General features: G+C 64.3%; 13 protein-coding genes. 1 reads left to right on the forward strand and 12 read right to left on the reverse strand.

The window, feature by feature from the left end:
- Nucleotide 1: 1 nt before the first annotated feature.
- Nucleotides 2–859, reverse strand: a complete 858-nt coding sequence (trxA, locus tag E0L29_RS00595; RefSeq protein WP_347564551.1) for a thioredoxin — start codon at nt 857–859, stop codon at nt 2–4.
- Nucleotides 860–974: 115 nt separating this feature from the next.
- Between trxA and E0L29_RS00600 the strand changes: the two genes are divergently transcribed.
- On the forward strand, nt 975–3,224 hold the full coding sequence (locus E0L29_RS00600; RefSeq protein ID WP_165498787.1) for a heavy metal translocating P-type ATPase: 2,250 nt from the start codon (nt 975–977) through the stop codon (nt 3,222–3,224).
- Nucleotides 3,225–3,244: 20 nt separating this feature from the next.
- Here the strand turns inward: E0L29_RS00600 and E0L29_RS00605 are convergent, their stop codons facing one another.
- The 11 genes from E0L29_RS00605 to pstB all read right to left on the reverse strand — a co-directional run bounded on the left by E0L29_RS00605 (nt 3,245) and on the right by pstB (nt 19,082).
- Nucleotides 3,245–3,877: an HAD family hydrolase gene (locus E0L29_RS00605; protein ID WP_131353493.1), complete on the reverse strand. Its 633-nt coding sequence runs from the start codon at nt 3,875–3,877 to the stop codon at nt 3,245–3,247.
- A gap of 12 nt (nt 3,878–3,889) precedes the next feature.
- Nucleotides 3,890–5,602 carry an ATP-binding protein gene (locus E0L29_RS00610; protein WP_131353495.1) on the reverse strand — a complete coding sequence of 571 codons (1,713 nt, stop codon included), beginning with the start codon at nt 5,600–5,602 and terminating at the stop codon, nt 3,890–3,892.
- Nucleotides 5,603–5,903: 301 nt separating this feature from the next.
- On the reverse strand, nt 5,904–8,609 hold the full coding sequence (locus E0L29_RS00615) for a cation-translocating P-type ATPase (RefSeq protein WP_131353497.1): 2,706 nt from the start codon (nt 8,607–8,609) through the stop codon (nt 5,904–5,906).
- A gap of 143 nt (nt 8,610–8,752) precedes the next feature.
- Complete coding sequence (locus tag E0L29_RS00620) at nt 8,753–12,406, reverse strand: DUF3683 domain-containing protein (protein WP_131353499.1); 3,654 nt, start codon at nt 12,404–12,406, stop codon at nt 8,753–8,755.
- 60 nt (nt 12,407–12,466) lie between these two features.
- Complete coding sequence (locus tag E0L29_RS00625) at nt 12,467–13,375, reverse strand: glycosyltransferase family A protein (RefSeq protein WP_131353501.1); 909 nt, start codon at nt 13,373–13,375, stop codon at nt 12,467–12,469.
- A gap of 78 nt (nt 13,376–13,453) precedes the next feature.
- Entirely contained in the window at nt 13,454–14,722 is a 1,269-nt protein-coding gene (locus tag E0L29_RS00630; RefSeq protein WP_131353504.1) for a pentapeptide repeat-containing protein, read from the reverse strand.
- Entirely contained in the window at nt 14,719–16,020 is a 1,302-nt protein-coding gene (locus tag E0L29_RS00635; RefSeq protein WP_131354649.1) for a hypothetical protein, read from the reverse strand. Before E0L29_RS00635 ends, E0L29_RS00630 begins: the two co-directional genes overlap by 4 nt.
- Nucleotides 15,998–16,474 (reverse strand): DoxX-like family protein, encoded by a 477-nt coding sequence (locus E0L29_RS00640; RefSeq protein WP_131353506.1) that lies wholly within the window; start codon nt 16,472–16,474, stop codon nt 15,998–16,000. The genes E0L29_RS00635 and E0L29_RS00640 overlap by 23 nt, the downstream gene beginning before the upstream one ends.
- Before the next feature lie 155 nt (nt 16,475–16,629).
- Nucleotides 16,630–17,361 carry a PhoU domain-containing protein gene (locus E0L29_RS00645; RefSeq protein WP_131353508.1) on the reverse strand — a complete coding sequence of 244 codons (732 nt, stop codon included), beginning with the start codon at nt 17,359–17,361 and terminating at the stop codon, nt 16,630–16,632.
- Between the two features lie 155 nt (nt 17,362–17,516).
- Nucleotides 17,517–18,203: a phosphate signaling complex protein PhoU gene (gene phoU / locus E0L29_RS00650; RefSeq protein WP_131353510.1), complete on the reverse strand. Its 687-nt coding sequence runs from the start codon at nt 18,201–18,203 to the stop codon at nt 17,517–17,519.
- An 18-nt stretch (nt 18,204–18,221) separates the two neighbouring features.
- Nucleotides 18,222–19,082 carry a phosphate ABC transporter ATP-binding protein PstB gene (gene pstB, locus E0L29_RS00655; RefSeq protein ID WP_131353512.1) on the reverse strand — a complete coding sequence of 287 codons (861 nt, stop codon included), beginning with the start codon at nt 19,080–19,082 and terminating at the stop codon, nt 18,222–18,224.
- Nucleotide 19,083 lies beyond the last annotated feature (1 nt).

The raw sequence follows: 19,083 nt of genomic DNA on the forward strand, positions 1-19,083 counted from the left end.
GCTAGAACGCCCTGTCGAACGCGCGGCGGTTCCGCATGCTGACCTCATGCTCCTCGCCGAGCAGGCGGAAGATGGCGATGCAGGCCTTGCGCGAACCGTCGTCGTCATAGCCGCGGTTGCTCCTCAGCACCTCGATGAACGCCTTGAGGGCCCCGTCGAAATCCTCCCGGCGGAGCAGCTCGATCGCGGCAAGGTAGCCGTCGCGGACCCCGTCTTCGGGAAAGTCGGCCGGTTTTGCGGCAAGCAGGCGCGCAAGCGTGCGCAGCGTATCGGCAAAATCCATGTACTCGACCTCGCTGTCCAGCGTCCCTGCCATCCGGAGGACCTCCTCGGGATGGGAATGGAGCTTGAGGCGCGCAAGCAGCGAAAGGGCCCGGAGGTTCCCGGGCTCATGGCCGGCCACCCCCTCGAGCAGGGAGAGGGCCATCGAGCGCTTCCCCTCTTTCATGAACCCTTCGGCCATCAGCACATCCTTGTCGTGCGGACCGGGAACGGCCTTGCGCAGCCACTCCTCGACCTGCGGCTCGCTGAGCGCGCCGGTGAAGCTGTCGCGGACTTCGCCGCCCGAAAAGAGCATCACGGCCGGAATGCCGCGGATCTGGAAACGGCTTGCGACCTCGGGGTGCTCCTCGGTGTTGACCTTGACGAGCACCCAGCTGCCGGCATGCTTTTCTGCCAGTTTTTCGAGCACGGGAGCGAGCATGCGGCAGGGTGCGCACCACTCGGCCCAGAAATCGACAAGGACGGGAATGTCAAAGCTTCGTTCTATGACATCGCACTGAAAATCGAATGGAGCGGTATCGGCCATGGAGAGCAGGGAAAGAAGTGGTAAAAACGTCGTATCGCTGTACGATACCATTTATTTTCGAGTTATGCCACCCGTCCGCTGCGATACCCGTCCGTAAAGGCAGGGGAACCCCCCGACACGGAAGCGTGTTGGCATAGGAACGGGGAATGAACCAGCACCAGGAACGATGGCAAGGAAGGTCTACGGCATATCCGGCATGCACTGTGCGAGCTGTGCGGCCATCATCGAAAAAAGACTCACGGCCATCGAGGGCGTGCGGCATGCCGAGGTAAACTTCGCAACCGAGAAGGCAACCGTTGAGCTCGACAGCCGGGCCCCCTCGCTCGACTCGATCAACGACCGCCTCCGGCCGCTCGGCTACCTGTTGCTGGATGAAACGCACGACCAGGGAGCCGCTGAATCCGAAACGGCACATCAGGCGACGCCGAAGGAGCGTGAAGAGGCAAAAGAGCTCCGGAAGAACAGGAACACAGTCCGGCTCGCCCTGCCCTCGGCCATCCTCATGGTCGCCCTCATGCTCTACGGCATGCTGTTCCGGCCGCTCCCCCACACCCTCTACAACCCGCTGGCCATGATCCTGGCCACCATCATCCTTTTCGGACCCGGCAGGACGTTCCTCCGGGGCGTCGCATCCTTCCTCCGCTACGGAGCCGCGACCATGGACACCCTCGTCGGCCTCGGCACCGCGACAGCCTACGGCTACAGCGCCGCCATAACCCTCTTTCCGCCGGTCCGCGACTTCCTCGGCGCAGGCACCCACACCTATTTCGACACCACCATCATCGTCATCGGCTTCGTGCTTTCCGGCAAATACCTTGAATCGCGCTCGAAAACGCGAACCGGCGAGACGATCGAAAAACTCATCGGCCTGCAGACCAAATCGGCCCTTCTCGTCCGCGACGGAAAGGAAACGCTGGTGGACGTCTCAGAAGTCCGCCGCGGCAGCCTCCTGAGGGTGAAGCCCGGAGCGGTCATTCCTGTCGATGGCATCATCGCCGCAGGCGACGGCACGATCGACGAATCAGCGGTAAGCGGAGAACCGGTCCCGGTCGACAAGGGCCCCGGGGACAGTGTGACGGGCGGCACCATCAACCGCCGGGGATCCTTTACCTTCACCGCCATGCAGGTGGGCTCGAAAACCATGCTCTCCAGGATCATCGCCATGGTCGAGGAGGCCCAGGGATCGAGGGCGCCGATCCAGAACCTGGCCGACCGCGTCGCGGCCGTCTTCGTACCGGTCGTGCTGGTCCTGGCCCTCCTCGACCTCCTGCTCTGGCTCACGCTCGGCACCCGCTTCATGGGGTTTACCGAAGCGCTTCCCCTTGCCCTCAACAGCTTCATCGCCATCCTCGTCATCGCCTGCCCATGCGCGCTCGGCCTGGCCACCCCGACAGCCATCATCGTCGGAGTCGGCAGGGGCGCCGAGAACGGCATACTCATCAGAAACGCCGAAGCGCTCGAAAAACTCGCCGTAGCCGATACGGTGGTCTTCGACAAGACCGGAACCGTCACCACCGGCAGGCCAGCGGTGACCGATATCGTCGCACTCGACACCGGGACTGCAGCATCGCGGATACTGCAGCTGGCGGCGAGCGTGGAGCGCCTCTCGGAACATCCGCTTGCCGGAGCCATCGTCGAGGCGGCGGAGAGAGACGGCACGGAGCTCCTCGAGTGCTCGCAGTTCCGCTCGGAGGAAGGCCTCGGCGTCAGCGCACTCGTCGAAGGCAGGGAGGTCAGGGTCCGGAAGCCGACGGCCGGGGAATCAGCGCGGCCCGAAGCCGCCGCCCTGCTCGAGGAGGGAAAAACCGTCGCCGTGCTGGAGCGGGAGGGACGGGCGATCGCCATCCTGGCGCTTGCCGACACCATCAAGGAGAACGCCCGGAGCGCCGTCGAAGCGCTCAAGAGGCAGGGCATCCAGACCGTCATGATTACCGGAGACCGTGCGGAAACGGCGGAGCACATCGCCCGCGAAGCGGGCATCGACACCGTCATTTCCGGCGTCCTGCCGGCCGGGAAGGCGGAACGGATCGCCAACCTCCAGCAGGAAGGGCGCACGGTGGCGATGGTCGGAGACGGCATCAACGACGCACCGGCCCTTGCCGTTGCCGATGCCGGCATCGCCATGGCCACCGGGACCGACATCGCCATTGCGGCGGCCGGCGTAACCATCCTGAAGGGAGACGTCGGAAAGGTCCCCCTTGCCATCGGACTCTCACGCGCGACGCTCAGGGTGGTGAAAAGAAACCTCTTCTGGGCCTTCTTCTACAACATCCTCGCCATCCCGCTGGCCGGCGGCGCATTCTACCCGATCTTCGGGCTCCTTCTCCACCCGGCACTGGCCGGGACGGCCATGGCCGGAAGCAGCCTTTCGGTCGTGGCCAGCTCGCTCTGGCTCAAACGGATGAAGATCGGCTGACGGGAAGGAGGGCGGCGAACCTACAGATGGCCCGTGACGGCCGAGAAGTGCTCTTCGACGGCAAGGGCTCCGCTGAAGCGCTGCAGGCGGGTGATGCTGTTGGGGATGACGAGGCAGTCGATGCCGGCCGCCCGGGCCGAATGGAACCCCCTCAGGGAATCCTCGACCGCCAGCGCGGAAGCAGGATCGGCGCCGAGCAGCTCGAGTGCCCTGAGATAGGGTTCGGGATGGGGTTTCGGGCACGCCACGTCGTCGTCGGCGACGATGTGCTCGAAATGGTCGAGCAGGCCCGTTCGGCCGTGCATCATGAGAACCTGGTCGCGGGGGCTGCCGGTCACCATGGCCATGCGGACCTTTCCAGACAGGGCACGGACGGTCTCCAGCACGCCGGGCCGGACCGGAAGCTCGCCCGAAAGAAGGCGGCGGTACTCGAGGTTGCGGCGCTGAAGCATCTCGTCGGCAAGGGAGGGCGCCATGCCGAGTTCCAGGGCGATCTGGCGGCTGCGTTTCGCGTTGCCGAGATACTCCCTCGCCCAGAGGGCCTCGTTGATCGAAAGACCGGCCTCAGCGAAAAAATCCTTCGTCAGATCGAAAAAGAGGCGCTCGGTATCGAGCAGCAGTCCGTCGTTGTCAAGCAGCAGCACCTCTTTCATAGCACACGTTCCTCAGCTTCCGATCACTTCGCGTATCTTCGTCGTCAGGGCATCCCTCGAGAAGGGCTTGCCGATGAAATGCACATGGCTTTCGCCGTCGGCGAACGCATCGGGCGCATAGCCCGACATGAAGAGGGTCTTCAGCCCGCTTCGGAACTCCGAAAGCTTCTCGGAGAGCTCCCGGCCGTTCATGCCGGGCATCACCATGTCGGTGAGCAGCATGGTGATCTCGCCATCGTGATTTCGGGCGCGCGAGATGGCTTCATCCCCGTTTTCGGCATCCAGCACCCTGAAGCCGATGCTCTCGAGGAAGCGCCGGGTGATGTGGCGGACGGCGTCCTCGTCGTCGACGAGCAGGATCGTCCCCCCGAGGGCGACGGAGCCGTCGGAGGAGGCCTCGACGCCGACAGGAGAGGCTCCCCCGTCCTGGGCGAAGCAGCGGGGCAGGAAGAGCTTCACGACGGTGCCCCTGCCGGGGAAGCTGTCCAGGCTGACGAACCCGCCGCTCTGTTCGACGATCCCGTAGACCGACGAGAGGCCGAGCCCGGAGGCGCCGCTGCGGGTGGTGAAGAAGGGATCGAAAACATGCTCGAGCACCTCCGGCGCCATCCCCCGGCCGGTATCGGAGACCTCGACGAGCACCATGCCTTCGCCGCCCGATCCGGGCGCATGATCGACCATGGGGATATTGCGGGCGGCAATGTCGATCCGGCCGCCGTCCTCCATCGCCTCCACGGCATTGTCGATCAGGTTGGAGAGGATCTCGTCGAACTGGTTCGGATCCATCTTCACCGGCCAGAGCCCCTCCGAAATGGCATATTCGATGGTAACGGCCCCCGAAAGGGCAGGACGGACGGCGTGCACGAGAGAAGAGATGGCCTCTCCGCAGGCAATGACCCGCGGATCTGCGACCCGCTTGCGGGCGAAAGAGAGGAGGTTCGTCGTCAGTACCGCGCAGTGCTCGACGGCGCTTCGGATCTCTTCGAGCTCCCCGGCGTACTCGGAACCGGGATCGATCCGGGAAAGCATAAGGTCGGCGTTGCCGAGGATCGACTGGAGGTGGTTGTTGAAATCGTGGGCAATGCCTCCGGCGATGCGGCTCATCGACTCGATCTTTCCGGCTTTCAGCAGCAGCGACTGCAGCCGCTCTTTTTCGGCCTCGATCCGCCGGCGCTCGCGGATGTCGCGCGCCACGCCGATGATGCCCGTGAGGTTTCCTTCCGCGTCCTGCAGGAAGGTGGTCATCACCTCGGTGGGAACGACCGAGCCGTCCTTGCAGAGCTGGTCGAACTCGCAGACCGCCGAACGGGCCGACAGGTCACCATTCTGGAGGGCCTCGAGACGGGTCTGTATCTCCTCAGCGGCAACAAGGGCAGAGGCAGGCGTGAGAGCGTCGAAAATCGACTGGCGACAGATCTCCTCGGGAGTGAAACCCCGCATCTCCATGACGGAAGGGCTGGCGTAGACGTAGCGCTCGAGGCGGAAATCATAGACCCAGATGACGTCGCCGCTGTTCTCGGCGAGGAAGCGGAAAAAAGACTCGTGCCCGACCATGTCGATGAGGGGAAACGCCTCGCCGGGAACCGGCCCGACGCCGGAAACCCTCTGACAAGCGCCTTCGAGCGCCGTACAGCGTTTCGGTCGTTGCTGGAGAGCGCTCTCTGCACGCGGAGCCCGTTTCACTGCGTTCGGCACATCGTTCGTCAAGCCCGTTTTTTTCCTCATGACTGATGGTCCTTTTTTGCGGGGGAAGAATTCCTGATGGAATGCTCCGAAGGCACCCTTCACGGGTAAGGCTGTCTGGGGCATGAATGGAATAATGTTCCCGGCAGCCGGAAATCATCGACGGAAAGTGGGGTCCGCCGAGCCGACTGGAGATTGGTTGAATTTATCAAAACACTGCGAAACCAGCAAACACCCATATTCAGCCACACGCGGATACGGCAGAGAACGCTGGCGCCACACTGGATTCATACAGCAAATGTCGCAAAACCGGAGAGAAAATCAAATAGGATAATGAAGTGATTTAGTGTTTTTTTGTGTGAATCCCTCCTCCAGGCCCTGAGCCCCCCTCGCGCCTGCGGATGAAGAACTTGACGAGCTCGAGCACCGGAAGCACGGTGAGGGCCGGCAGGAGAGATGCCGCCCAGCCCGCGGCGTCGAGAGAAGCCAGCCCGAACATCTCCCGCAGGAGTGGAAGCTGGAGCACGAGGAGAAGCAGCAGGGACTCGGAGACGACCGACAGGTTCAGCCACCGGTTGGCAAAGGGACGGCGCAGGAGGCTCCCCGACAGGGAGCGGAAAGCGTACGCCTTCACGAACTCTATGGCGACGAGCGAGACGAAAGTCATCGTCATCGCGGCCTCCACCGGCCGGGAGGTGCTGAGAGCCCAGACGAAGAGGAGCAGGTTGCAGAGGGCCGAGCAGAGCCCGCCGGCCAGCATGAGCACGAGGAGGGGAGGCGTAAACACCCCTTTCGAAGGATCGGCCGGAGGACGGCGCATGAGCTCCTCATCGTGAGGGTCGACGCCGAGGGCCAGTGCGGGAAGGCCGTCGGTAGCGAGGTTGACGTAGAGGATCTGCACGGCGGTCAGGGGGACGGGCAGGCCGATAAGGGTGGCTGCGGCCATCAGCCCGAGCTCTCCGATGTTGGAGGAGAGGAGGTAGGCGAGGTACTTCTTGATGTTGTCGTAGATGCCCCTCCCCTCCTCGACGGCGTCGATGATCGAGGCGAAATTGTCGTCGAGGAGCGTCATGGCGGAGGCCTCCCGGGCGACGTCGGTGCCGGCGATGCCCATCGAAATGCCGATGTCTGCGCGTTTGAGGGCGGGAGCGTCGTTGACGCCGTCACCGGTCATGGCGACGATTTCGCCCTGCTCCTGCAGCGCCCCGACAAGGCGCAGCTTGTGCTCGGGAGAGACCCGGGCAAAGACCGAGACCGAGCCGGCTGCCTCCCGGAACGCCCCTTCGTCCATCTCCTCAAGCATGGCCCCGCTGACCACCCGCCCGGCTCCGGGAAATCCCAGTTCGCGGGCGATTGCCGATGCCGTTTCGGGATGGTCGCCCGTGATCATGACCGGACGCATGCCGGCCTCCATGCAGCGCCGGACCGCAGCGCCGGCTTCCGGGCGGGGAGGGTCGATCATGGCCGCAAGGCCGAGGAAGGTCATCCCGCCATCGGCTCCGTCGAGGCCGTCGGCATCACGCCAGGCCAGGGCGAGCACCCGCATCGCGCCCGCGGCGTACCGGCCGGCCGCCGCGAGCAGCTCCTGCGTTCCGTCCTCGCCGAGCGCACGCACCTCTCCGTCGACGAGGATCGAGGAGCAGCGGCCGAGCACCGCTTCCGGCGCGCCCTTCATGCACGCCCGGGCGCCCTCCCCGAAGCGGTGGAGGGTCAGCATCCGCCGCAACTGGGAAGAGAAGGGCACCTCGTCGAGCCGGGGATGGCGACGGCGCAGCTCCTCCTCCTCGATGCCCCCCTTGCGGGCGGCGACGAGGAGCGCCCCCTCGGTCGGATCCCCCCGCACCCGCCACTCGCCCTCCCCGCCCTGTTCGAGGGCGGCGTCGTTGCAGAGTACGCCGGCCGCAAGGAACTCTTCGAGGCCCGAAGGAATCGCACCGCCACCCGACGAAGAGAGGGCGCCTTCGGGGGCGTACCCCGTACCGCCGAGCTCCAGCTCGCCGCCGGGCAGGAGGATCCTCCGCACGGTCATCTCGTCGCGCGTGAGCGTTCCGGTCTTGTCGGTGCAGATCACCGTGGTGCTGCCGAGGGTCTCGACGGCCGGAAGGCTGCGCATGAGGGCGTTGCGGCGCGCCATCTGCTGCACGCCGAGGGCGAGCGAGATGGTGACGACGGCGGGCAGCGCCTCCGGCACGACGGCGACGGCCAGGGCGACGCCGAACAAGAGCATCTCGAGAAACGGCCGGCCCTGCCAGAGACCGGAGAGGACGATGAAGAGGACGATCACGACTGCCGAACGCGCAAGAGTGCCGCCCATCCGATCAAGGCTCTTCTGCAGCGGTGTCGGCTCCGCGGCAACCTCGCCGAGCATCGAAGCGATCCGGCCGAACTCGGTCTGCATGCCGACGGCCGTCACCACGGCCTCTGCCCTGCCGGCACGGACCGCCGTACCGGCAAAGACCATGTTCAGGCGGTCTGCGGGGACGGCCTCGGGCGGGAACAGCCCTTCGTCCGTTTTTTCGGCCGATTCCGACTCTCCTGTCAGTGCGGATTCGTCCGTCAGGAGGGCGCTTGAGCGGAGCAGCCGGCCGTCGGCCGCCACCCGGTCCCCCGCCCCGAGGATGAGGATGTCGCCGCGGACGATCTCCGTAGCATCCACCTCCATCTCCCTGCCGCCGCGCCGTACCCGGGCCGAGGGAGAGGCCATCCGCTGAAGTGCGGCAACGGAACGCTCCGCCCGGTACTCCTGCACGAAGCCGAGGATGACGGCGAAAAGGACGATGACGAGGATGGCCGCCGATTCGAGCAGCTCGCCGAGCCAGAGGGAAAGAAGGGCGGCAAGGAGAAGGATCAGGATGAGGACGTTGGCGAACTGCCGGAGGAAGAGTTTGATCGGAGAGATGCGCCTGGGCTCGCCGATGCGGTTGGGCCCGTCCCTATGGAAACGGCGGCGGGCCTCCTCGCTCGAGAGCCCCTCAAGGGAAGCCTCAAGCCCCCGCAGGACCTCCCCGGAGGGTTGCGCATGCCAGCGCTCCGCTGAATCCGACTCCATCCAGAGGCCCTCCCGGTTCGGGCGCCCTCCCGAGCCCCAATCGGCGAGAGGAGGGCGGACGCATGAAAAGAATCCGCCCGGGCGAAAGGAAACGCCCGGAAGCGCACTTTCCGCCCGTAGAGGGGATAACGCCGGGGATGCGGCTAAAAGTTTACGGCCGAAGCCGCCGCTGCCTGGCGGCGGAACCTCTCCATCCAGTCGGCGCCCGAGAGCTTTTCGGCGAGGGCGACCGTAAGATGCTTGGGGCGGAGCCCCATGTCGACGTTGCGGCCGAGCCCCTGCACGCAGGAGGGACAGTTGGTCAGCATGACGGCGCTCGAAGCGCCGTGCATCGCTTCGCCGATCGCCTCGCGCTTGCGCTGCAGCATCGAATCGGTGATGTCGGGCCGCGAGAGCGACAGGGTACCGGCCTCGGAACAGCAGTGCGGCACCGCCGTGACCTCGCCGAACCCGCCGATGCGCTCGATCACCTCCGCGGCTTTCGCGTGCAGCGAATCGTGGCAGGGGGCGTGGTAGAGCGCGCGCCCTCCCCCTTCGAGCCGGAGGCCGTGCTCCTCGAGCCAGGCGGCGGTATCGAGCACCCTCCCGCCGAAGAGCCGGCCGGCCTCGATGGCCTCGAGCCCCTCCATGCAGGTGCCGCAGGTCACCAGGCATGCGTCGAAGTCGAGATAGGAGAACATCTCGCGGATCTGGCTGAACATCACGCTGTTGCGGAGCACGATGCTGGAGTACTGGTCGGTCTTGGCGTTGACGTGCGCGGGGAAGCCGCAGCAGAGGAACGGCGGCGGCAGCACCACCCTTGCGCCCGCTTCGAGCAGGAGATGGATGGATGCCATCGAAATGGAGGAGTTGAGCCGCTCGGATCCGCAGCCCGGGAAGTAGAAGACGTTCGAGCTGGCCTCCCCTTCCGGCTCGAAGACCAGCACCTGGTCCGCACCGCACTCCGGCAGCACGTCGCGCAGCGTCTCCCCGGGCACCTTCGGTACCGGGGAACGGAGCATGCGCAGCGGATAGAGCGAGGGGGGCTCGTTCTCCGGCTGTATCGGCTTCGTAAGGAGGGTGCCGGCACGCTGTGCGGCACCGCCGGCCTGCAGGACGGTTTTGCGGAAGAGCCGGTTGAAGGCCGGCGAGCGGCTCTCGAGGTAGCTGAGCGTCATCTCCGTCACGGGAGTGGAGTGCTTGATGCCCCAGCCGGAGAGGATCTCGCGCTCGAGGACCGAGACGTCGCCGGTGTCGATATCCACCGGGCAGGGCTTGAGGCACTTGTGGCAGATCGTGCAGTGGTCGGCGACCTCCTCGAGCCAGCGCAGGAGGGCGAAGTCGGTCGAGCGCTCGCGCTGGGCGTCGAAAAGCAGCGCCTCGATAAGGGAGCCGATGGCAAGGTTCTTGTTGCGCGGATGGTAGAACATGCCCCGGGCCGGGTAGTAGACGCAGCAGTCGGTCTTGCACTTGCCGCAGCGGATGCAGTAGTCCACCTTCCGCGAGAGCGACTCGATCTGTGCCCGCTGGAGGATGTGGGCCTCGAGCTCGAGGAGATTGAACGACGGGGTGAAGATGTGCTTCAACAGTTCCAGGTCGTCGAGCTTGCCGGGGTTCATGAGCCCCTTCGGGTCCACCTTCCTGCGGTAGGCGGAAAGCTCCTCGAGGATCTGGGGGTCGAGGTACTTGAGCTTGGTGACGCCGATGCCGTGCTCTCCGGAAACCACGCCGCCGAGCGAGACCACCTTCTCCATGACCCGGTCGACGACCCGGTCGGCGCGCTCGAGCATGGGCCGGTCGTTGGAGAGGACGGGGACGTTGACGTGGACGTTGCCGTCGCCGGCGTGCATATGGGTGGCGATGACGATCCGGCGGTCGCGGATGTAGCCGTAGGCGGCCTCGAGCGCCTCCTGGACCTGGGGATAGCCCTGCAGCAGCTCCGAGAGCTCGTCCGAGAGCTCCTCGACGATCGAGAGCGAGCGAAGCGCCTCACCCGAGGCTTCGGAGATGCGGTTGCCGAAAAGCCGGCAGAGGTCGAGCCCGGCGGGAACCTTCGGGGCGAACTGCCCGTCATCTTCCCGGAGATCGGCATGCTGGAGCACCTCGCGGGCGCGCTCCATGAAGAGCAGCTGGGCGTGGCGCTCCTCCTCGATATTCAAGTCGTCGATGAAGCGCGCGAACTCCGCCAGCGCCTCGAGCGGAATGACGATGTCCTCGTTGAGCTTGAAGGCGTTGGTGCGCCTAGCGATGGCGCTGAGCTTCTTGCGGTCCGACCAGAACCGTTCGGCCGCCGCCTGGTCGCGGGCCACGAACATGAGCGTGTTGGGGTGGCGCCGGAGCAGCTCTTCGACGCGGCCTATCCCGCGATCGGCCTCTTCGGGCGTCTGGCCGCCGATATCGATGAGCAGGACCGCTTTGGGCGTCTGGGGACGCGTCGCCTTCACCTTGTAGTCGATGGCGCGGATGTACTCGTCGTCGAAATGCTCCAGGGCAAGCAGGGCCTCGCCCCCCTCGGTCGGCAGCGGGAAGATTTTCGAGAGCTCGACGATCACGCGGCTGGCCTCATCCATGTCGGGGCCGAAGAACTCCAGGCAGAGGGTCTTCTTGACCGGATACTTCGGATAGAGGACGAAGACGGCCGAGGTGATCACCCCGTCGGTCCCCTCCTTCTGCAGGCCCGGCACGCCGCCGAGCGCCTTGTTGGTGATGTCCTTCCACAGACCCTTCTTGCGGATGTCGGTACCGAGCAGCTCGATACGGTCGATCCGCCGTCCCGACTCGTCGCGGATCTCGAAGGCGACGGTGTCCTCGTGCAGGATCTTGCGCAGGCGGTGGTCGGTCCTCTTCACCGTGATATTCTCCCCCGTCGGCATGGCCATGCGCCACTCGAGCAGGTTGTCGATGCAGGTTCCCCAGCGCACCGCCATCTTCCCTCCCGCATTCTCGGCGATGTTGCCGCCGATGGTGCAGGACCATTCGCTGGTGGGATCGGTGGCGAACACCAGGCCATGGTGGTCGGCCTCGTGCATGGCCTTCTCGGTCACCACGCCGGCCTCGACCTCGATGACCGCGGCCTTCTCGAGCCGGCCCCCGTCGAGCTCGAACTGGCACTCGGCGATACCCCTGATGCGGTTGAGCTTCTCCATGTTGATGATGACACAGCCCGAACGCAGCGGCACGGCCCCTCCTGTCAGGCCCGTTCCTGCTCCGCGCGGAATGGCGTGCAGCCCGAGCTCCGAAATGGCGGTAAGCACAGGGGCGACCTGGCGCTCCTCGTCGGGAGTCACCACGGCGACCGGAAGGTGCAGCCTCCAGTCCGTCGCGTCGGTGGCGTGGGAAACCAGGGCGAAGGGATCGAACAGGACGTTCTTCACACCCACCACGGCCCCCAGCTCGCGGCGCATCCGGCGGCGAAGGTCCGGGGTCTCGGCGACCACTTTGCGGAACCGTTCGACCTCACGGCGCACGGCGGCAACGATCGAACCCACGCGGGTCTCGCCGTCTGCCGAGGCGGCGATGACCTCGAGGTCCGAGAGGGCGCGCTCGAAGAGCCTGCGGCGCCTTGCGGCCGAATCGACCAGCTCCTGGAAGAGGTAGGGGTTGCGGCGGTGGATGAGCATCTCGCCGATGATGCTCATGAGGAGGCGCGCCGAACGGCCCGTCACGCGCAGGTCGCGCAGCTCGTCGAGCATGCGGACCACGTCATCTCCCAGCAGGAATGCGATGGCCTGCCGGTCACCGGCCGAAGTATAGTTGAAGGGGATCTCCCTCGGGGTGCTCTGTGGGTTTTTCTGGGCTTTCTGGCCTCGTGTCAACATCAGTCAGGGGTCATATTGCAGATACATAAAAAAGAACGCCGCACATCAGTATTCCATTCCTCACGGGAAGAAGGCCCTGGCAAGGCCTTTGCCGTCGGACTGGAACATGCCGGCCAGGGTGCGTTTTTCGGAAGCCGATCCGGCAAAGAGCTTGAAACCCATGAGACTCGTCATCGACTGGATGGCGCAGTTGATCCTGCCGATGAAGAGGTCGAGGTCGGTGACCCCGTGGCCGGGGTCGGCGGCCGCCTGCTCCATGAAGGCGAGGAACTGCTGGTAGCGCATCTCCCCGATGCGCGACGACCAGGAGACGTCGGAAATGCGAAACGCGCAGAGCGGCTCGTCGATGACATAGAGATCACCCTGCTTGAGCAGCTGCAGCCAGTAGTCGACGTCGGTCGTATAGGGAACGAGGGCGCTGTAGCCCCTCGTGCGGGCGATGGCATCCGCGGGAAAGAGCCCGCAGACCGGTTCGCCGATGATGTTGGTGCCCATGCGCACCATCTTGCGCACGACATCCACCGGCTCCTTTCTCCCCTCGTCGAGGAAGTTCACCTTGCCGATGATCGTCTTGCCGCGGGAGTCGATGATGGAGCGCTGCGCGCTCACCAGGCTCACGCCGCCGTTCATGGGATCCAGGAAAGCCCCCACCTGTTTTTCGAGGCAGGTGGGAAAGAGCAGGTCGTCCCCGCAGACCAGCTTCACGTAGCGGCCGCGCACCTCGCTGACGGCGAGGTTCCAGTTCCCTTCGGGCCCGAGGTTCCGCTCGTTCCTCACGAGCCGGATGCGCGGATCGGAAAACGAGGCGGCGATCTCAAGCGAATCGTCCGTGGAGTTGTCGTCGTAGATGAGCAGCTCGAAGTCCTGGTAGGTCTGGGCGAGCACCGAGCGGATCGTCTCAGCGATGAAGCGCTCGTTGTTGTACATCGGAACGGTCACACTGACCATCGGACGGCTGGAACCGCTCATAGGGTCTTATTTCCAAAACATTTAGGGACGCCGACCTGAATCGTGCGTCCCGCTGTCGTCATTGCGCACATGCTCATGCTAGTCCTCAATATAGCGAGCTCCCTGCTTCTCTGCCCACTCGGCGGTCGCTTTTTTGCCGGAATCGAGCACGGTCGAACCTGAAACCCTCGCACCCTCGAGCCTTGCGCGGCTCATGTTGGCCCGCCAGAGCCTTGCCCCGCGGAGGTCGGCTCCGCCGAGATCGGCCTCGGTGAGGGTCGCGCCGCGCAGGTCCGCTCCACGCAGGTCTGCGCCGCGAAGATCGGCTTCGGAGAGGTCGGCAAGGCGCAGGCCGGCGCTGCGGAGGTCGGCGTTGCGCAGGTCGGCGCCGAAGAGGTTCCTGCCGGCAAGGTCGGCCTCGCGGAGATCGACCTGCACGGAGCGGTCGGTTCGCCGCATCCGGTTCCACTTCGTCACATTCTTCTTCAGCGACTCGTACTGGAAGGCGTCGTAGGGCGCCTCGACGGGACCAGTGCGCTGCCAGAGGTTCAGGATCCCTTTGCGCGGAGCCTTTTCGGGGCGCTGCTCCGCTACGGCGGCGGTGGCCTGCCGTGCTGCAGGCGCTCCCCCCGCAACCCTCACGTCCGGCGATTCGGCGGCGGGAGCGGGAGGCGGCACGTCGGCCTCGAAGATGAGTCCGTTGGCACCGGCCCAGACCGCCGTGGCGTAGCTGCCGCTGTCGAGCACCGTCGACTGCGACACCGTTGCCCCTGAAAGGTCCGTCCGGTCGAGGTTCGCACGCCAGAAGTAGGCCGCACGAAGGTCGGCTCTACCGAGATCCGCTCCCGAGAGTCCCGCTTCGCGGAAATGGGCCTCCCTGAGGTCGGTGCCGACGAAACGTGCGCCGGAGCAGTCCGCACGGCGCATGTCGGCGCGGCGCATATCGGCTCCGCTGCAGTCGGCACCCTCGAGCTGCGCCGAGTCGAGGTCGGCCGAATGCATGGAAGCCCCCCGAAGGTCGGCCCCGGAGAGGATGGTGGAGGCAATGGATGCCGAGTCGAGCCGCGCTCCGTGCAGGTCGGCCCCGCTGAGGTTCGACTGCGAGAGGTCGGCTCCCGTGAAGTCGGCGCCGCCGAGATCGAACGCCGAGAGCTTCCTGCCCTTCAGGTCGGCGCCCGAAAGATCGGGGTGTTCGGCGCCCGGAGCCTTTCGCATGGCGTTCCACGCATCCCTGCCCTCACGGAGTTTTTCGAGCATTGCGTCATCGGCGGCCGAAAGCTGCCGGGAAAAGCCGGGCGCAAGGGTTGCAGCAAGAAAAAGCAGCACGGCGATGGACGACGGCCGGAAACGGCTCTGCTGCCGGTTCATGCCGAGTGCTCCTTGTCAGGAGATTCGCGGTGGAGCTCCCCCTTGAGGTTGAAGGAAAGGAACAGGACGGCAAGCGCGAAGACCAGCCCGGAAAGGGCGAGCAGGATGTCGCTCTCGATGAAGAAGCCGAGCAGCACTCCCGTTGCGGCAAGCAGCATCACGGTGAGCTGCAGGAAGGCCCGCTCCATTGTGACCGCCTCGAGCAGCTTCGAGAGGGCCTTGCCCTCCCGCAGGAGGGAGAGCGAATCGCGGCGAACGATGGCGGGGATGACGATGTAGATCATCCCGATAAAGGAGAAGGTGATCCAGCCGAGCAGGGCGGCATGGGTGTGGGAGTGGTAGATCCACATCTGGTCGGCCCGGATCGGCGGATGGGTCCCGAAGGGGATCCCCTTGATGAAGTAGACGTTCATGATGCCGTAGGCGCTCGTGGCGAAAAGCAGCGAGAGGCCGCTGAGCAGGAAGGCCAGGGCGGGATGGTGGAAGCGTTTTTTGAAGAACCTGTTCATATAGAGACCGAACCCACCGAGCATCGCCATGACTCCGAGCAGGAGGATGTGGCTGAGCAGCATCATGCCGAAGTAGTGGCCCATGAGGATGACGACGAGGAAGACGAGCACGCCGCCGACGAAGACGTAGAACCAGAGGCTGAAAAGACGGGTGAAGAGCTCGCGCTTGTCGGACTGCTTCCAGGCGTAGGTGTAGAGGAAGCCCATGACGCTGATGCTGAGCGGGAAGGAGGAGCCGAGGAAGTAGGCCGACTGGGTGACGAAGAAGGGAATCAGCCCCTGCTCGGGAAAGGCCTCCTTCAGGCCGAGGGTGAAGAGGCCGAGGTTGGCGTTGAGGAGAAAGATCACATCGAAGATGTAGTAGCGCACCGACACGTCCTTCCAGATTTTCGGGATGGAGAGCGTGGTGAAGATCTCGCGGAGGGGACCGAGGACGACCGCCATCAGGAAAAGTCCGGTCAGCGCCTTCAGGAGCGGCCACTGCATGTAGACCGCCACCGTGATGGAGAGGAGCGAGAGGAGGACGGCGTAGATGTAGCGCCGCTGCGTTGCGGGGCTGATGCGGAGCTCCGGATAGATGGCCGAGGTCAGGTAGCGGTTGAAGATGAGGATGGCGAGGTTGCCGAACCCGATGAAGAAGAGATACGGATGGAGCTGGTTCAGGAAAGCGCTCTGCGTCAGCGCACCGAGGGCGCCGAGCAGGGCGGCGACGGATATGACGGCGACGGTGACGTAGAGGAAGAGTCTGGCGACGCTGCCGGTGGATTCATCGTGTATGCTGGTCTGCATCATGCTTGGCGTTTTGTGTGTTCTGGAGTTCAATGACGGCGATTGCCGAAAGCGCGACGAGCGCAGCATTCAGCGTAAACGGGTTGAAGGGCTCGAGGAGCATCTGCGGCTCGAACAGGGCGACGAAGAGCAGCAGGAGCAGAAGGGCGGCGATGTTCAGCCGGAACAGAAGGGGGCGGCTCGTGACAAACAGCCAGAAGCCGAAGAGGATCTCCCCCACCCCCATCCACGAAACGGCGATGCAGGCCCAGCGGTAGACGGGAATCAGGTGGCCGAGCAGCTCGAGCTCCCCGCTGCTCATGCAGACGAGCTTGGGAACCGCTCCCTGGTAGATCCAGGAAAAAGCGAGCGCCGCACGGCAGAGCATGAGCACGGCGCCCTGGCTCCGGAACCAGGCGGAGAGGGAGGATATTTTCGTCCGCGTACCGCGGAAGGTGTCGCGCGCTGTCTTCATGGTATGCATCGTTGCAAGATACGATTGCTATCGTGACGTTTCTGAAAATTCAGGACCAGGAGAACGGAGGAGGCGGGCTTTCAACAAAAAAGCGAACCGCAGTTCGCTCTTTTGTAGTAGGGTGACGATCCGCTCCTTTCGCCCGTCCTGCGCAGTCAGCAGAAATGGCTGGAAATGGAGCAGGAGATGTCGGCACAGGCCTTCGTATGGTCGAGAATGGAGAGGATGCCGGTATGGCTGATGATGTTCTGGTCGTTGACCGTCGATTTCAGCTTCGCCACGGCCTTGTCGTAGATCCCCTGGATCTCCTGCATCATGTCGAGGGTCTCGCGGGCGTGCTTCGAGTTCCCGCTGACGAACGCCTCGACCGCCTTCTTGATCATCTCGGCGGTGATGTCGCCCATCGGCTTCAGGTCGTACTCGTCCTTGTGGAGGTTCTGGACGTTCTCGAACTGGACGAACGGGGTCTTCTCGGCGATGTTGAGGGCGAACTGCGCCATCCGCTCAAGCTCCTGGAGGATCATGCGGGCGTCCCTGACAATCTTCTGCTGCGCCTCGTCGAGCTCCTGGAAGGCGCCGTAGGCGAGCGTGAGGTACTCGACCTCGAACTTGCCTTTCTGGATGTACTCTTCGTCGAACTTGAAGGCCGAGGCTGCCAGTTCGTTGTTCTGCTTGGTTGAGGCCCGGATGCTGAGCATCAGGTTGTTCTCGACGTTCGAGGAGAGCTTCGTAAGCTTCTGCTTGAGCGACTCGAACTGCACGTGTACCGTCCCCTGAGGCTTTGTTGCGAGACCGAACTTCTTGGGATCGACCTGGACGGTGAACGCTTTCGGGGTTGCGGCGGTTTTCGGGGAGTCACCGAAGATTTTTCCAAACAGACTGGCCATAAGGGTCGGGAACCATGCTTAATGATTATGGAGATGCTACGATACAATGTAGTCCGAATTTAGCAGTCGAAGGGGGTTAAATCCAAGAAAAAATGTAAAAAAGCCCGCTCTCAAGACGGGCTTTTTTACACGCTGGAACCGGCAGGTACGACCGCTCAGTCCTTGAGCGACTGGACGAGCTTTTCGTAGGAGACGTCGTTGTGGCGGACGATCTCGCCGGTCACGAGGTAGGTGACCTCGTGGGCGATGCGGGTGGCGTGGTCGGCCATACGCTCGATGTAGCGGGAGATGCTGAGCAGCGAGATCAGCTGGTCGACATCCGAATCGGGATCCTTCATCAGGTGGGCGACGCGCTTGAAGACGGAGCTGTGGATGGCGTCGATCTCCTCGTCGAGCGAGCAGACCTTGTCGGCAAGGAAGCGGTCCTTCGAGATGAAGGCCTCGATCGACTTGCGGGTCATGTCGGCGGCGAGGTGGCCCATCCTCTCGAAATCGAACATCTGGAGCATGTCGGGCTTGATCTCCGGCATACGCTCGATGATGTGGACGGCCAGGTCGCCGATGCGCTCGAGGTCGTCGTTGATCTTCATGATGGTGACGATCGTGCGCAGGTCGCGCGCCACCGGCTGCTGGAGGGCGAGGAAGGCCAGGCAGCGCTCCTCGAGCCCCACCTCGGCCAGGTCGATCTCGAGGTCGGCGTGGCGGATGCGGCGGGCGCCCTCCTCGTCCTGGTTCTTGACGGCCGCCAGTGCGTCGTCGAAGTTCTGGAGAACCTTTTCCGAAAGCTGGACGAGAACTTCCGATAGCTCCCTGATGTGTTCATGTACCGGTCTTTCTGACATGTCGGTGGTATGGTTCGGTTAGCTGAATCTGCCGGTGATGTAATCCTCGGTCATCCGGTCCTTCGGATTGGTGAAGAGCTGGGGAGTCGTGGCATGCTCGACGAGCGTGCCCTCGTAGAAGAACATCGTGTAGTCGGAGACGCGCGAGGCCTGCTGCATGTTGTGGGTCACGATCATGATCGTGTAGCTGCCGCGGAGCTCCTGGATGAGGTCCTCGATCTTGGCCGTCGCCTTCGGATCGAGCGCCGAGGTCGGCTCGTCGAGCAGCAGGATCTCAGGCTCGACGGCAAGCGTGCGGGCCACGCAGAGCCGCTGCTGCTGTCCGCCGCTGAGGCCGAGGGCGTTCTTGTCGAGCCGGTCGCTCACCTCGTCCCAGAGCGCGGCCTTGCGCAGGCTCTTCTCGACGATCTCCATCAGATGCTTCTTGTCGGTCATGCCGTGCAGCCGGGGTCCGTAGGCGATGTTGTCGAAGATGGACTTCGGGAAGGGGTTCGGCTTCTGGAACACCATGCCGATCTTCTTGCGGAGCAGCACCTCGTCGGTGAGCTTTCCGTAGATGTCCTCGCCGTCGAAGCGCAGGGTGCCGGTGGTGTGGCAGCTCGGGATGAGGTCGTTCATCCGGTTGATGGCCCGGAGGAAGGTGCTCTTTCCGCAGCCGCTGGGGCCGATGATGGCCGTCACGTATTTCGAGAGGATGTCCGCATTCACCTTCTTCACGGCCTCGAAGTCGCCGTAGAAAATCGAAAAGTCCTTGGCAACGACATGGGGGGTTCCCCCTCCTGCCACGCTCTTGCGCTCGGATGGCAGGTAGATGTCGCGCGTCGCGGTTTTAGCCGGGGTCTGCATGGAGGTCTCCTTTTCTTCCACTGTCGTTTGCATG

It is taken from the genome of Chlorobium sp. N1 (genome assembly GCF_004332115.1).
Classification (GTDB): domain Bacteria; phylum Bacteroidota; class Chlorobiia; order Chlorobiales; family Chlorobiaceae; genus Chlorobium.